The sequence below is a fragment of the Polaribacter ponticola genome (genome assembly GCF_026191475.2).
In the GTDB taxonomy this organism is placed as follows: Bacteria; Bacteroidota; Bacteroidia; order Flavobacteriales; family Flavobacteriaceae; genus Polaribacter; species Polaribacter ponticola.
In genome coordinates this window covers 2,123,063-2,138,528 of sequence record NZ_JAOSLC020000003.1, presented here as the reverse complement: position 1 = coordinate 2,138,528, position 15,466 = coordinate 2,123,063, and the positions used below count along the sequence as shown (strand labels likewise).

Annotated in this window: 12 protein-coding genes and 2 pseudogenes; 6 read left to right on the top strand and 8 right to left on the bottom strand. The window is 29.1% G+C overall.

Going from position 1 to position 15,466, the window contains the following annotated elements; all coding sequences use genetic code 11:
• Positions 1 to 118: 118 nt before the first annotated feature.
• From N5A56_RS15045 to N5A56_RS15035, 3 genes are all read right to left on the bottom strand, one after another.
• On the bottom strand, positions 119 to 2,512 hold the full coding sequence (locus tag N5A56_RS15045) for a DUF11 domain-containing protein (protein ID WP_265726904.1): 2,394 nt from the start codon (positions 2,510 to 2,512) through the stop codon (positions 119 to 121).
• Positions 2,513 to 2,878: 366 nt separating this feature from the next.
• Positions 2,879 to 5,311 carry a DUF11 domain-containing protein gene (locus N5A56_RS15040; RefSeq protein WP_265726903.1) on the bottom strand — a complete coding sequence of 811 codons (2,433 nt, stop codon included), beginning with the start codon at positions 5,309 to 5,311 and terminating at the stop codon, positions 2,879 to 2,881.
• A 108-nt stretch (positions 5,312 to 5,419) separates the two neighbouring features.
• A complete protein-coding gene (locus N5A56_RS15035) occupies positions 5,420 to 6,184 on the bottom strand; it encodes a TerB family tellurite resistance protein (RefSeq protein WP_265726902.1) in 765 nt (254 codons plus the stop codon).
• Positions 6,185 to 6,347: 163 nt separating this feature from the next.
• On the opposite strand from N5A56_RS15035, the gene N5A56_RS15030 reads away from it, so the two are divergent.
• The 3 genes from N5A56_RS15030 to N5A56_RS15020 all read left to right on the top strand — a co-directional run bounded on the left by N5A56_RS15030 (position 6,348) and on the right by N5A56_RS15020 (position 7,747).
• Positions 6,348 to 6,758, top strand: coding sequence for a BrxA/BrxB family bacilliredoxin (locus N5A56_RS15030; RefSeq protein ID WP_265726901.1), 411 nt, complete (start codon positions 6,348 to 6,350; stop codon positions 6,756 to 6,758).
• Between the two features lie 89 nt (positions 6,759 to 6,847).
• Complete coding sequence (locus tag N5A56_RS15025; RefSeq protein WP_274270523.1) at positions 6,848 to 7,060, top strand: hypothetical protein; 213 nt, start codon at positions 6,848 to 6,850, stop codon at positions 7,058 to 7,060.
• A 27-nt stretch (positions 7,061 to 7,087) separates the two neighbouring features.
• Complete coding sequence (locus tag N5A56_RS15020) at positions 7,088 to 7,747, top strand: HD domain-containing protein (protein WP_265726899.1); 660 nt, start codon at positions 7,088 to 7,090, stop codon at positions 7,745 to 7,747.
• A gap of 303 nt (positions 7,748 to 8,050) precedes the next feature.
• Here the strand turns inward: N5A56_RS15020 and N5A56_RS15015 are convergent.
• Positions 8,051 to 8,922, bottom strand: a pseudogene (locus tag N5A56_RS15015) (AraC family transcriptional regulator).
• Positions 8,923 to 9,113: 191 nt separating this feature from the next.
• Here N5A56_RS15015 and N5A56_RS15010 point away from each other — a divergent pair.
• Entirely contained in the window at positions 9,114 to 9,698 is a 585-nt protein-coding gene (locus N5A56_RS15010; protein WP_265726898.1) for a hypothetical protein, read from the top strand.
• Positions 9,699 to 9,790: 92 nt separating this feature from the next.
• On the opposite strand, the gene N5A56_RS15005 is transcribed toward N5A56_RS15010, so the two are convergent.
• Positions 9,791 to 10,258, bottom strand: a complete 468-nt coding sequence (locus N5A56_RS15005; protein WP_265726934.1) for a CBS domain-containing protein — start codon at positions 10,256 to 10,258, stop codon at positions 9,791 to 9,793.
• A 106-nt stretch (positions 10,259 to 10,364) separates the two neighbouring features.
• Between N5A56_RS15005 and N5A56_RS15000 the strand changes: the two genes are divergently transcribed.
• Positions 10,365 to 12,002: a M20/M25/M40 family metallo-hydrolase gene (locus N5A56_RS15000; RefSeq protein ID WP_274270522.1), complete on the top strand. Its 1,638-nt coding sequence runs from the start codon at positions 10,365 to 10,367 to the stop codon at positions 12,000 to 12,002.
• Between the two features lie 461 nt (positions 12,003 to 12,463).
• A complete protein-coding gene (locus N5A56_RS14995) occupies positions 12,464 to 12,661 on the top strand; it encodes a hypothetical protein (RefSeq protein WP_274270521.1) in 198 nt (65 codons plus the stop codon).
• 73 nt (positions 12,662 to 12,734) lie between these two features.
• On the opposite strand, the gene pyk is transcribed toward N5A56_RS14995, so the two are convergent.
• The 3 genes and pseudogenes from pyk to rnc form a co-directional block, all read right to left on the bottom strand.
• Positions 12,735 to 14,162, bottom strand: coding sequence for a pyruvate kinase (gene pyk / locus N5A56_RS14990; protein WP_265726896.1), 1,428 nt, complete (start codon positions 14,160 to 14,162; stop codon positions 12,735 to 12,737).
• A 5-nt stretch (positions 14,163 to 14,167) separates the two neighbouring features.
• A complete protein-coding gene (locus N5A56_RS14985; RefSeq protein WP_265726895.1) occupies positions 14,168 to 14,638 on the bottom strand; it encodes an IPExxxVDY family protein in 471 nt (156 codons plus the stop codon).
• Between the two features lie 91 nt (positions 14,639 to 14,729).
• Positions 14,730 to 15,465, bottom strand: a pseudogene (gene rnc / locus N5A56_RS14980) (ribonuclease III).
• Between the last annotated feature and the right edge of the window lies 1 nt (position 15,466).

Below are 15,466 nucleotides of genomic sequence, written 5' to 3'. Positions count from 1 at the left end.
ATCATTTAAATAGATGATTATTATTCTTTTTACAACCTTTTAAACTCTGCAATCTATAACTCTCAAATAAGTTTCCTTTAACGTTTTCGATAAACTAGTTAAATAACAATACATTAACTTAATTGTCATTTCCGGGAACTGAGTCTAAATCTAATTGCTCTGTTTTATAAACTTCTGTTTTATTTAATTTAAAATTCACGCTATCTACTTTAGCTCCTATTTCTAGTACTATACTACTACCATTTGAAATTAAAATGCCACTCAAATCCCATATTCCAGATACTGGATCATAAGTTGTGTTTAATGGTATTACTGAATCTCCTAAACTATAAGTTAATCCTAGAGGCAAAACATCTTTTACCTGCACTCCAGAAGCAGCTGTAGGGCCAGAATTTTTTAATATTAAAGTAAAAATTACTGTATCTCCTAATTTAACTACTTGTTTATCTACTGTTTTTACTAGATTTAAATCTATTTTTTTAGCAGTAATTGTTACATTTTCGATAGGATCGTCTGTAGTTTGATTACTATCTACTTGATCTTGAGAATTAGTAACTGTATTTGTAAACGTACCTTCAGACGGCTTTTGAGGAACTTTTGCTTCTATGATTAATGTATGAACTTGACCTGAATTCATGGCTCCAATTGTCCAATTTGGACTTAACCAAGTACCGAAACTTGGTGTAACACTCACCAAATCTAATTCTCCTGGAAAAGCATCATTTATTACTAAATTAGAAACTGGATCTATTCCAGAGCTTTCTACTTGTACTTTAAAAGTAACTGTATCTTCGTCTGTTAAATTATTTTCATCTGCTATTTTTGTTAACACAATATCGGGATCACAATTATATATTGAAACCACTCCTGAATCATAAGAACAAGTACCTTTAGTTACTTTTACGTAAAAATCTCCTAAACCTAAATCCTTACCTGTACTTGCGTTTATTAATAACAACTTTTGATTTGTTTCTCCAGAAATAGCTACTCCATCTTGATACCATTGGTAAGCATCAAAACCACCTGTAGCTTCTTGTAAACTGGTTCTAGGGTAACAACCACCATCAGAAATTTCAACCTCTACTACAGGAATAGTATCAAACCCAGAAAAATAACCCGCAACTCCAGCTGCAGTACCTAAACTCATAAAAGTACCTATTGCAATATTCCCAGTAGAAACAATATCTATTTCGCCTTCTAAACCATCTATATAAAAAGTTTGCCAATCTAAAGTTCCTGCTGGATAAACAGGTGAGGGTAAAGCTATTTGAGTAGTTGTATTACCAATTGTTTGATTTACTATTATATTTGAAGGATCGGTTGCCCTAGATGCAATTATTGTTACTGCAGAAATATTTGTAGAACTTCCTGCTATTTTATCTATATCAGAAATTTCATCCATTAAACTTGGTAATAAACAATTTACTGGTGCTATAAAATTCATTCCAATAGTATAAATTTTACCAGCCGCACCCTGTAAACATTGATACGCATAAGCATCTTTTGAAGTAGTTACATACATACTTGCCCCAGGAACATTAGAAGAGTAATTACTTCCATCAATAATTTTATAATCACCATTATTTATAATTCCCTGAGAAACACCTCCTGCAAAAACTTCTGTACCATCAGCAGTTGCAACTATAATAGGAAACTCAGTTCCTATTCTATTTAAAGAAACATCCCCATTTATACCTGTACCTCTTACAAAAACATACTCTCTTCCTAAAGCGGCTAAACCAACCGGTTGATCTATACCTACATCTCTACTCGCAGAACCATCTCTAATTCCAACATTTAAGCCACCATTACTAATTACAATTGGTTTATTTGAAGTTATCGAGCTTCCTAGCCATCCATCTCTGTTAGCATCAGTTTCTTTAACATTAGCCTCAATAACAAAAGACTCTCCTTTATCTAAAGAAATTGAATTTAAGGTTGATAAAGGCATACCACCTCTTGCACCTTGTAAACGAAACTTACATCCAGGATTAAAACCAAACACCCTTACTATAGTACCATCTTCAGTAGCCATCATACCTAAACTAGTACTAATTAAAGTACCTGCATTATTTGACCTAGCTAAGTTTGGAATTCCTCCCCATCTAAAATTTAGTCCTTTTGCCTTTTCTCCTTTTGATGTTAAAGAACCTGCTTGAGAATTTGATCTACCTCTATAATTTACATAGAATTTTTGTCCTCCTGGAGCAACTATTCTTAATCCAGCATTGTTTAAAACAACACCTGTATTTGTATTTGTAACTAAAGTAATATTATTATCTCCATCAGATAATGGAAAAGTAGCGTTAGAAGAATCTAAAATTAATGGATTTCCTTTTTCTAAACCTGTTAAAGTGACTGCAGGTGTTAAACTTGATCCTCTGTAAATTTCTATTGAAAAAGCAGTTGTTTCGGGAGTTGAAAAATAAACTGCTTGTTGTTTAATTGCTGCATTATTAGAAACTTGTTTTAAGGGCGGTAAAAAATGCTCACTATCTAATTGCCCATACATTCTTATTACCGAAGTACAGAATAGGCAAAAAACAAGCACATTAAAATTATACTTTGTGGCTATCATATATGACTATGAAACAATTTTTTTAAAGTCACTAAAATACTAGAAAGTTTGAGTTAAAACTAAAAAAATAGTTTAACTTTTCTTTAATTAAATTACTACTTTAAACTTGTTATTAATTTCACTTTTAAATATTCTTTAAATAATTAACAGGCATTACTACATTTTTAACCCATTTATAATTAAGGGTTATTTATTAAATTTTGTGATTTATATATAGATTTGGGGGATGTCATAAAAAAAGTATTAATTTACTTAAAACTAATATACAAAAAAATTACTAAAAAGGCTTAAAACAACGTTTTAATTAGAATTATTAGGTATTGAATCTGTATCTTTCTGTTCCGTTTTAAATATTTCTGTCGTATTAAGTTTAAAATTTACAGTATTTACTGTTGCTACTATCTGCAAAACAACAGTTGCCCCATTAGATATTATTATATTACTTAAATCCCAAATACCAGAAACAGAATTATAACTTGTATTATTGGGTATAACTGAATTTCCAGCATCATAAGTTAATCCATTAGGTAAAATATCTTTTACTTGAACGCCAGTTGCCTGTTGCGGTCCATCGTTCTTTAAAACTAAAGTAAAAACCACGGTATCTCCCAATTTTACCACGGATTTGTCTACAGTTTTTATTAAGCTTAAATCTATTTTTTTGGCAGTAATTATAACACTTTCTATTAGATCATCTGTTGTTAAGTTACTATCAACCTGATCTTGAGTATTAGAAATTGAATTTGTAAAAACCCCTTCATCTGGTTTTTTTGGAACCTTTGCCTCAATAGTTAGAGTGTGTATTTGTCCTGCATTCATATCTCCGATTGTCCAATTTGGGCTTGCCCATGAACCAAAACTCGGGATAACATTTACTAAATCTAATTCGGATGGAAATGTATCATTTATAACTAAATTTGAAACAGGATCTATACCAGAACTTTCTACTTTTACAGTAAAAACAACAGTTTCTTCATCGGTTAAAGCAGTAACATCTGCGGTTTTCGTTAATACAATATCCGGATCACAATTATACACCGAAACAACTCCTGAGTCATAAGAACAAGTACCTTTAGTTACTTTAACATAAAAATTTCCCAAGCCTAAATCTTTATTAGTAGCAGCATCTATCAATAATAATTTTTGATTCGTTTCTCCTATAATTGCAGAACCATCTTGATACCATTGGTAGGCATCAAAACCTCCTGTTGCCTCTTGCAAACTTGTTTTAGGATAACAACCACCATCTGTAATTTCTACTTCAACAACTGGTATTGTATCAAAGCCAGAAAAATAACCTGCTAAACCTGCATTTTGACCTAGACTCATGAAAGTACCAACTGCAATATTTCCTGTTGAAGAAATATCAATCTCTCCTTCTAATTCATCTACATAAAAAGTTTGCCAATCTGTTGTACCTGTTGGAAATTCTGGCACTGGCAAAGTAACTTGAGTAGTGACTCCATTAACAGTTTGATTTACTGTAATATTTGCTGGGTTTGTTATTCTTGATGCAATAATAGTAATAGCTGAAACATTTGAAGCAGTTCCTGCAATTCTATCAATATCAGAAATTTCATCCATTAAACTAGGTAACAAACAATTAACTGGCGCAATAAAATTCATACCTATTGTTTGAATTCTCGAACCTGTCCCTCCTTGCAAACACTGATATGCATAAGCATCTTTTGATGTCGTAACATACATACTTCCGCCAGCAGAATTAGATGAATATTTACTACCATCAATAATCATATAATCTCCATTATTAATAGTACCTAAAGAAGCTCCTCCTGCAAAAACTTCTGTACCGTCTGCTGTTGCTACTATTATTGGAAATTCTGTACCTATTCTACCAAGAGCATCATTACCATTTATTCCATTTCCTCTAACAAAAACATACTCTCTACCTAAAGCAGCTACACCTACTGGTTGATCGATTCCTACATCTCTAGATTGTGCCCCTTCTCTAACACCTACATTTAACCCTCCAACACTTATAACTATTGGTTTATTTGAAGTAATTGAAGCCCCTAACCAACCATCAATATTTGCAGTAGTTTCATTCTGAGCCGCTTCCAAAACAAAGGTTTCTCCTTTTTCTAAAATTATTGTTTGTGTGTCTGCAGTAATCCCTCCTCTACTATTTCCCTGTCTAAATCTACAATTAGTATCATACCCAAAAACACGAACCGTAGTGCCATCTTCTGTAGCCATCATACCTAAACTTGTAGATAAATTACTATTTGTAGCTCTGTTTGGAATACCTCCCCATCTAAAATTTAAACCTTTTGCTTTTTCTCCTTTAGAAGTAAGTGAACCTGCTTGAGCACCAGATCTACCTCTATAATTTACATAGAATTTTTCTCCACCTGGAGCAACTATTCTTAATCCAGAATTAGTTAAAACGTTCCCTGTATTAGCATTTGTAACTAATGTAATGTTATTATCACCATTAGCTAAACCATTTGAAGAATCAAAAATTAAAGGATTCCCTTTTTCTAAACCTGTTAAAGTTAATAATGGAGAAGTACTTGCTCCTCTATATATTTCTATTGGAAAAGCAGTGGTTTCTGGAGTGGAAAAATAAATAGATTGTTGCTGAATAGCTTGATTATTAGACACTTGCTTTAAAGGAGGTAAAAAATGTTCACTATCTAACTGAGCATAAATGCCCGTTTCAAATAAAAACAAAAAGCAAATAAATGCTTTTAAAATTAAAAGCTTTTTCATATTTAAACAACTATTTCATACAATTTTCCTAACAAAAATAAGGTATTCACTAAAAAAAACTTAATCTTTTAGTTAAAATAAGAAAACTAATCGTTGAAACCTACAACTTTATAGACCTCTTTCTTTCTTTATATTTTCATATGCTGCTTGAATACTCTGAAATTTTTCTTTAGCTCCAATAGAGTGTTCTTTACCTAAATCTTGTACTTTATCTGGGTGATATTTCTTCGCCATTTTTCTGTAAGCTTTCTTAACTTCATCATCAGAAGCAGTGGTTGAAATTTCTAAAATTTTATACGCGTTACCAGAAGCATCATAAAACATAGCTTTAATAGATTCAAAATCTTGCTGATTTATATATAAATAGCCTGCTATTTTTCTAATTTCTTCTACTTCAGATTTAGAAACATAATCGTCTGCTTTAGCAATACCAAACAAAAAATGTAATAGTTGTAAACGAGAAGAATGAGACATGTGCTCTCTTATTTGAATACAAACTTGACGAGAAGAAACCTCTTTTTTTATGATTCCTTTAAATAGCTTGAAAGCATTATTTGCTCTCTCTTTTCCATACATACTAACAAATTGAGATCTAACAAAGTTTAACTCTCTCTGATCTACCTTACCATCTGATTTTATTACAATTGATGCAAGTACTAAAAGACTCATTTCGAAATCTCCAGATTGAGTATTAATTCTACCCCTTGACCTAGACTCTTCAACTCTTTGTTGATATTCTTTTTGCTCAGAAGTTAAATCATCAATAGAAAACTCATCTACTAAACTACCAATTCCAAAACCAATAGCAGCTCCAATTGGCCCTCCTAAAGTAAACCCTAAACCTGCACCTAACCATTTCGTAAAACTCCCCATAAGACTTTAAAAATTAGTTTCAAATATAATAAAATCATCAGGTTTACAAATAAAAAAATTAACATCAATTTTATTGATATACCTATAAAAACTACAATTTAGATTCTTATTGAATTCCTCTTTAATTATCATTATATTTGCAGTCTAAAAATTATTTATAATTATGTATCCAGAAGAATTAGTAAAACCAATGCGTGATGAATTGATTAACGCTGGTTTTGAAGCATTATATACAAGTGAAGACGTAGACAAAGCGTTAGCAAAAGAAGGAACAACTTTAGTAATGGTTAATTCTGTTTGTGGTTGTGCAGCAGGAACTGCTAGACCAGGCGCAATTGCATCTTTAGGCGCCGATAAATTTCCTACAAATTTAACTACGGTTTTTGCTGGTGTAGAAAAAGAATCTACTCAAAAAGCTAGAGAATATATGATTCCTTTTCCTCCTTCATCTCCTGCAATTGCCCTTTTTAAAGATGGTAATTTAGTACATATGTTAGAACGTCATCATATTGAAGGAAGATCTGCTCAAATGATTGCTCAAAACCTTGCTGCTGCTTACGACGAGCATTGTTAATATTGAAATAAAAATGTTTTCAAAGATTAAAAATCTACATAAAAACCATGCATAACTGTATGGTTTTTATTTTTTAAAATATTATTACAATGGCTTCATTACCTTCTACTTATACTACAAAAGAGCTTTTACAAAAATTAAAAAAACAAAAATTATTACTTATTTTTCAAATAATTATTGTCTTTTTAATGTTCGTTTTTGCAATTTTTTCTACAATAGAAAAAGGTATTTCTTTTCAAACGTTTTTACCATTATTTTTTGCTCCAATGATTTTTGTTATGCTTTATGAAACAAAAAAATAAAAAAAGAACTCACAAAAAGGAATTAAAATGAATAAAGAATTAATTATTAAAAACACCATTCTTTTTGTAAAAAAAGAACTAAAAGACGCAGAAGGTGGTCATGATTGGTTTCACATAGAACGTGTTTTTAAAAATGCTATTTTAATTTCTAAAGAAGAAAAAGTAGATGGTTTTATTGTTTCTTTAGGTGCTTTGTTGCATGATATTGCAGATCCAAAATTTTATAATGGAGACGAGTCTATTGGCCCAAAAATAGCGTCTACTTTTCTTAATAATCAAGGTATTGAAAAGACAATAATTAATCATGTAATTAATATTATAAAATATATTTCTTACAAAAACTCTCTATCTAAAACTGGTAAAAAATTTACTTCTAAAGAATTAGAAGTTGTGCAAGATGCAGACAGATTAGATGCAATAGGAGCTATTGGTATTGCTCGTTGTTTTAATTATGGAGGCTTTAAAAACAGAGCTCTTTATAATCCAGAAATAAAACCTAATTTAAACTTAAATAAAGAAGAATATAAAAACTCTAAAGCCCCAACTATTAATCATTTTTACGAAAAATTATTGCTGTTAAAAAATAAAATGAATACTGAAACCGGAAAAAAAATTGCAGAGAACAGACATCAATATATGGAACAATTTTTGAATCAGTTTTACGATGAATGGAATGGAATTAAATAACTTTTATTTATTTAATATTTATTATCATCATAAAAATTTATTAAAAAACACGTACCTGAAAAGACTGTAGTTAGATTTATTTATCTCTTTAAGTCAATTGCATCAATCAACTAAAAGAGTCTTTTTAAAGCTCTAAAAAGGCTAAAATAAAATTTAGCTTTCATTTGCAACTTCTAATGCTGTAATTTTATATTCTAGAACAGAAAGAGCTTCTCCTTTTTCTATTACTAGATCTACAGTTAAATTTCTTTACTTTTAAAAGTATAATATCCTACGGCTTTTTCAATTTTTGAATTCATCGTTTTATTGGATTAAGTTTTTCATTTCACTTCTATATTTAGATGCACTTTTTCCTGCAAAATTTTTAAACAATTTATTAAAGTGGGAAAAATTGTTAAATCCACATTCAAAACTTACATCTGCAATACTCATATTACTTTCTGCTAATAATTTGGTAGCATGTACAATTCTATATTCGTTTACTAGTTTTGTAAACGTTTTTCCTGTAGATTTTTTAAAGTACCTACAAAAGCAGGAACCGTCATACTTACTAATTCAGAAATTTCATCTAAACTTATATGTTCTTTAAAACTCTCATTAATATGCTTATAAATAACTTCTATTTTATCACTGTCTTGAGGTATCGTTTCAAAAGCAAATCCATTAGCATTTAATAAGGTGTAATCATTTGTAGTAGCTAAATCATTTAAAATTTCTAAAAAAGAAGTAATTCTTTCCACACCATCTAACTCAACAAGTTTTTCAATCTTAGCACCAATTCTTTGTTTTATTTCAATATTAAATCGAATTCCTTGTTTTGCTCTTTCAAACATTGCTTCTATTGCAACCATTTCTGGGATTTTAAAAAATTCGCTTCCTAAAAAATCTGGCTTAAATTGAATTAATGTTTCAGAGCCATTAGTAGTTAAACGGTCTAAATAACCAACATGAGGTAAATTAGAACCTATTAATACTAATTGACTATTATTAAAATAACTAATATGATTACCAATATGTCTTTTCCCTTTTCCTTTATTAACGTATACTAATTCTATCTCTGGATGAAAATGCCAAAAGGGAGTATTCGTCTTTAAAAACTCTATATGTTTTTTTACTAAAAGAGAACTCCCAAAATTTGGAGTAATTTTTTCTAATGTGGGTTTTATCTGCATCATACATTTACAAAAATACAATACTTAAAAATGATTATCTATATAGAATTATCTTTAATCTATTCTATTTTAACTTAACACCTATTTTACATTAATTTTACAGTTAAAATAGCATATAAAAATGCCAATTGTGTTGTTTTTAAAACTGTATTGCTAGTATAACTTTGCAGTATAAATCGTTAAAAATTTATATTATGAAAACAACAAAAAAGTTAGTACTAGTAGTAACGTTAATGTTTGGAACATTAATTAGTTACGCAAACAACGCAAATGATTTTAATACAATTTTAAATGCTAAAAAAGTAAGAATAGGATTTAAAAATGTTAAAAAAGGACATCTTTTAACTGTAAAAGATGATAATAATGTTCAACTACATTCAGAAATTATTTCTCAAAAAGGAGATTTAAATAAAATTTTTGACTTCTCTTCTTTAAATGATGGAAAGTATACCGTAGAATTAAGTAAAGATTTTGAAATTGTAATTAAAACTTTTAATGTTAAAAATAATAGAGTGCTTTTTAACAATAATTCTAAAAGCGTAATTTATAAACCTTTAATTAGAAATGATGAAAATATTTTAATGATTTCTAAAATTGATTTTAATAAAAAACCTTTAAAAATTGTAGTTTATTATAACAACGAAGTTATTTATAAAGAAACTATCGAAGACAATACTGTTTTAAATAGAGTTTATAAACTTAACCAAGATATTAAAGGAGAATATAGCGCTGTAGTTTACACTAATAATAGGAGTTATGTTAAAAACTTTAAGATATAATTAAGTAATAATTTGTTAACTGCTCATCAAAAAAACCACATTTTTGATGTATAAAACGAGCCATTTTTGGCTCGTTTTTATATTTTAAAAACCTACTTCCAAGTACTCCCTTTTACCTTTATTGCCGCTTTTAAAACATCTTTTTGACTTAATTGCCCAATTAATTTACCATTTTCCACTACAGGAAATCTTCTACGATGTGAACTAATAAACTTAAAAGCAGCATCAAAAATATTCATATCCTTATCGATTGTATCAACATCTTTAACCATGTATTTACCTACAGTATTATTTACATCAGATGGCATATTATAATATTTACTCTCAGAAATATGCTTTATGCAATCTGTTTCAGAAATAATACCAATTAAATCGTTTTGGTCATTTACAACAGGTCCACCAGAAATTTTATTCTTAATTAATAAGTTTATTACATGGTCTAAAGAATCATCAGATTTAAAAGTGATTAACTTCTTAGTCATATAATCAGAAACTAAAATCTGTTCTTCATTTCTCGCTTGATTTTCATCTCTTTTTCCTTGAAAGCTTTTAATCCCTATGTCTTTTAGTTTTAAGTTGATTTTAAATTTACAGAAAAATCCCTTTTATTCAACATTTTAACCCAATTTTTTTTATTTCATACATTTATAGAAATTTATTTTATACATGAAAAGAGTATCTTCTATTTTATCTATACTAATAGTTCTAGGTGTTATTTATTGGAGTTTCTACGAACTAAAACCTTCTCTTCAAAAAGAAAAACCTTTAGAAGCAACAGAATTTTCTATAAGTAATGCTCTTCATCATCTTAAAAAAATTAGCCAAAATGAGCACTATGTAGGTTCAAAAGAACATAAAAGAGTTCAACAATACATAGTAAATGAATTAAATAAAATGGGATTTGAAACTAAAATTCAAACCCAAACAGCAGTTAACAAAAAATGGTTTGCAGCTACAACTGCAGAAAATATAATAGCAAGAATAAAAGGTTCTGAAAACGGAAAAGCTCTTTTATTACTTTCGCATTACGATTCTAACCCACATTCTTCTCTAGGCGCTAGCGATGCTGGGTCTGGAGTAGTAACAATATTAGAAGGAGTTAGAGCCTTTTTAGCAAAAAATGAAACACCTAAAAACGATATTATTATCCTTATTTCTGATGCTGAAGAGTTAGGATTATTGGGTGCTCAAGCTTTTGTAGATGCACATCCTTGGAAAAAGGATATTGGTTTGGTTTTAAATTTTGAAGCTAGAGGAAGTGGAGGGCCAAGTTATATGTTGATGGAAACAAATGGCAAAAACAGCAAACTGTTATCAGAATTCTTAGCTGCAAAACCTAACTTTCCTGTTGCAAATTCTTTAATGTATAGTGTTTACAAAAAATTACCTAATGACACTGATTTAACGGTTTTTAGGCAAGATGCAAACATTAACGGATTCAATTTTGCTTTTATTGGAGATCATTTCGATTACCATACCGCACAAGATACTTATAAACGATTAGATAGAGAAACACTCTTACAGCAAGCCGATTATTTAACTACTAGTTTAAATTATTTTGCAAATTCTAATTTAGAAAACTTAAATTCTGAAGAAGACTACGTATATGTAAACTTTCCGTTTTCTAGCTTGTTAACTTATTCTTTTTCTTATGTAAAACCCATGTTAATTATCGCAATAGTTCTTTATTTAATTTTACTTTTCTTTGGGTTTTCTCTTGGAAAAATTTCTATTAAAAAATCATTAAAAGGCTTTATTCCTTATTTAATTTCATTGGTTTTATGCGGTGCAATTTCTTTAGGACTGTGGAAATTATTACTACTAATTCATCCTCAATATCAAGATATTCTTCACGGATTTACATATAATGGGTACACTTATATTATAGCTTTTGTGTTCTTAAATCTTTGGATTTTATTAAAAACATATCAATATTTTTCTAAAGAAGAAAAAGAAGTAGACTTACTTATAGCTCCTCTTTTTATATGGATCTTATTAAATTCTATTATTGCTTTCTATTTAAAAGGTGCTGGTTTTTTTATAATACCTGTGTATTCAGCATTATTAGTTTTAGCAATTTCTATTTTCATGAATTTAGAGGCAAAATCTAAACGTATATTATTCACATTATTATCTATACCAGTAATTTACATTTTTGCTCCATTAATAAAAATGTTTCCAGTAGGTTTAGGTCTTAAAAATCTTTTTATCAGTGGCATTATAATAGCATTAATTTTTGGTTTAATGATTTTTACATTTCATCAAAAAAATCGAAATGGATTCTTAAATTATGCGGGTTTCTAACTATCGTTTTCTTTGGATTAGCAACTTATAACAGCGGATTTTCAATCGATAATAAAAAACCAAATAGTATTGTTTATATTCAGAATTCGGATGATAAAATAGCATATTTCGGAACCTACAATTACACACTAGACAGCTATACAAAGCAAGTTTTTGACGAGACTACCGTAAAAGGAGATTTAAAAAATGCTCAAACAAAAAGTAAATACAATACTCAATTTAAATACTACAAAAAAACAGCCTATAAAAACATATCTTCCTCTAAAATTATAGTAGATTTTGATACCATAATTGGAAACAAACGTTTTCTAGAAATTATAATTACTCCAGATAGAAAGATAAATAAGTATGAGTTTATTGCTAATAATAAAGTTACTTTAAAACAATTTAAAGTAAATGATGCAGTTGTTAATAACGGTAAAAATTATACGGTAGAGAATGGTACTGTTTTAATTTATTTTATGGCAAATACTGATAAAGATATTACGCTAACCTTCAATGTAAATAAAGATGAAGAATTAGATCTTATTTTAAATGAGGTTTCTTTTGATTTATTAACTAATTCTAACTTTTCTATAAACCCAAGATCTGAAGAAATGATGCCAATGCCATTTGTAACAAATGATGCAATTATAATCAGTAAAAAATTAAAGATTTAATCAATTTAAATTGCAAAAAAAGAGCGTTTTAAAATTAAAACGCTCTTTTTTTATTCCTAAATAGAATATTAATTTATTCAATCTCAGAAACACGTAATGTATTAACCATACCTCTTGCTTCTGCTGGCATAGAAGCTAAATTTATAACTAAATCACCAGTATTTACAAATCCTTTTTCTTTAATTATTCTATTAATATCTTCTACAGTATCATCTGTAGTAAGATTTTTGTCGTAATAAAAAGCTTTAACTCCCCAAAGTAGGTTTAGTTTTCCTAAAATTCTTTTTTCTGTAGAAAAAGCTAAAACATGAGTTCTAGGCCTCCATGCAGAAATTTGAAACGCAGTATAACCACTATTTGTTAAAGTTGAAATTGCAGCTGCATCTGTATCATTAGCCATCATTGCTGCATGATGACAAATAGATTTAGTAACAAATCTATTGGTTCTAATATGCGGTGCTTCTTGCGGTACTTTTATCATTCTAGAGTTTTCTACACTCTTAATAATTTCAGACATTTTTTGAATAACTTTTATAGGGTGTTTTCCAACAGAAGTTTCTCCAGATAACATTACTGCATCTGCACCATCCATAATAGAATTAGCAACGTCATTAACCTCTGCTCTTGTAGGTACAGGATTATCGATCATTGTTTCCATCATTTGAGTAGCAATAATTACAGGAATTCTTGCTCTTTTTGCTCTTCTAACTAATTTTTTCTGTATAAGAGGAACATCTTGCATAGGTATTTCTACCCCTAAATCTCCACGTGCAACCATTAATCCATCACAATAAGGAATAAGTGCATCTAAATTTTTAACGGCCTCAGGCTTCTCTATTTTAGCTATAATTGGTATTCTATATTCTGAGTGTTGTGCAATTAAATCGCGTAACATTCTTAAATCTTCTGGAGTTCTCACAAAAGATAGAGCAATCCAATCTACTTGCTGTTCAATTGCAAAAACAGCATCATCCATATCTTTTTCTGTTAAAGCAGGTAAAGAAATTGCTGTATTTGGTAAGTTCACACCTTTTTTAGATTTTAAAGGCCCACCAACAATAACCTTTACGATTACTTCTGTTTCTTTATTTGTAGAAACAACTTCAAACATTAACTTACCATCATCAACTAAAATATGCTCTCCTACTTTTACGTCTTTTGGAAAACGTTGATAGGTCATAAAAGCTTTTTCTTTGGTACCAATACATTTTTCGGTTGTAAATGTAAAGTTGTCTCCATCATTTAAAACAACACCTTCTTCCATAACTCCTACACGAAGCTTTGGCCCTTGTAAATCTCCAAGAATAGCTATGTTGTATCCGTTTTCTGCATTTATTTCTCTTATTGTTTTAACTTTTTTCTTTACATCTTCATAATCGGCATGAGAAAAATTAATTCTAAAAACGTTAACTCCATTTCTGGCTAATTCTGTTAAAGTTTCTTTTGAGTCTGTAGCTGGCCCTAGAGTTGCAACTATTTTTGTTTTATTATTATTTGGCATATTTTCTAAAATATTAAAAAGTCTTTCGACTTTAATGTATTCTTATCTACTGAGTAAGAAGTAATTACTTGATCTATTTTTTTTATATTATCTACAGTTTCAGACAGAAGTTCATAACTTAAATCTCCAGAAATTTTTATAAAAAAATCTACCTTTTTCTTTTCTGGAATTAAATACGTTTTTGTTTCTGATGTAAGAAGAAGTTCGTTAGACTCAGTTTGATTTTCTCTTTTAGAGCTATTTGCTATTAAAAACCAATCGAAATCATATTCGGCGTTAGAATAATTAAAAATTGAAAAAGACGCATTTTTTTGTTGTCCTTCAAAAATTAAATCTTCTTTAGATTTATAAAAACTAGTATTTAAATTTTTATTTAATAAATAAGCTAATTTAAAATCTTCTAAAGCTGTATGAATACCAATTAAAGAATATTCATCCTCACAGAAATCTTCTAAACCTAATGAGTGAATTTGCATAATTAGTAACAAGTTTTAGTTCATCTTCGAGATGCTAAATTACTAATTGTTTATGAGTTTTGCTGGGATTTTAACGAAAACGTTATCGTAATTAACTTACAGAAATTTCATTTTGAAAGGCATAATAAACTCTCTTAGAAGCTTGTTCTTCTGCCTTTTTTTAGAAGTAGATCTACCTTTTGCTACCTGTTCTCCATCTATACTTATCTTAACACTAAAATGTTTTACAACTTCATTTCCGGAGTCTTCATAAGTATCAAACTTGTACTTTTTTTCTTTTTTTGACACCATTCTATTATAAGACCTTTGTAACTTGTAATTTTACCTTCTAGTTTTTCAATATCTACATAAGGTACTATTACATTTTCATAAATGAATTTCTGACAAAATTTATACCCTTTATCTAAATATATAGCACCAATTAAAGCTTCAAAAATATTACCGTGAATATTATCTCCAACATTAGTTTGATCTATATTACTTTTTACAAAACGAATTAAATCTAAGTCTTTACCTAATTCATTTAAATGCTCTCTACTTACTATTTTAGAGCGCATTTGAGTTAGATAACCTTCTGTACCTGTAGGAACTTTTTTATACAAATAAGCAGCAATTACAGAGCCTAAAATTGAATCTCCTAAAAACTCTAATCGTTCATAGTTTATAGGAATCCCATTCTTATCTAACATTTGCACAGATCTGTGTGTAAATGCTTTTTTGTACTTATTTATTCTTCTTGGAGAAAAGTTTAGTAGTTTTCTTAATTCGCTGCGCAATTCCTGATCTTCAATAGAACGAGATTTTACTATTTTGCGAATAAAATTCATA